Source organism: Vibrio sp. 2132-1 (assembly GCF_033344315.1).
In genome coordinates this window covers 1-530 of the sequence record NZ_JAWPON010000807.1, presented here as the reverse complement: position 1 = coordinate 530, position 530 = coordinate 1, and the positions used below count along the sequence as shown (strand labels likewise).

1 protein-coding gene and 1 pseudogene are annotated in these 530 nt (G+C 46.6%); both read right to left on the bottom strand.

What is annotated here, in order from left to right:
• Positions 1-218: pseudogene (locus tag R8N47_RS28125) on the bottom strand (histidine kinase); the annotation flags it as partial.
• Positions 219-301: 83 nt separating this feature from the next.
• Positions 302-530 (bottom strand): IclR family transcriptional regulator C-terminal domain-containing protein (locus tag R8N47_RS28120; protein WP_318186470.1); only part of this gene is annotated, 229 nt, incomplete at its 5' end.

The following is a 530-nucleotide window of genomic DNA, read 5'->3' as shown; positions in this document are numbered from 1 at the left end:
AGTTCGCCATTAGGCGTGCGCTGTTCAATGGCGCCGGTTCGGATAATGTAGAGGTAACGTTGATCGCACAAGGCGCTAAAACCGATGGTTTCACCCCTCACGAGGTACTTGACCTTGACGGAGTTCGCGATGCTTTCAACCACAGGTTCTGGCAGTTTATCAAAGGGGTCAATTTTGATTAAAAAGTCGAAGATGTTTGGAGTGACGGATGTGCCCATGGTTTACCTCTAAAATGAACCGGTGTTTCAACATTGTTCTAAGTGGCAAAAAAAGCAGCCTCGCGGCTGCCTCTTGTTTCTGATTATGCCGGGTAATCGTGGTAACCCAATTGCTCAGAAATGTTTTTACCTGCTTGATGCAGTAAGCCGACGTAATATTCCATTCTCTCTTCATCGAAACGGATGGTTGGGAATGAGATAGACAAGCCAGCAATGATTTGACCAAAGCGGTCATAAATCGGCGCAGCGATACAACGAAGACCTGGTTCTTGCTCTTCGTTATCTTCTGCATAGTGGAAATCGCGCACTTTC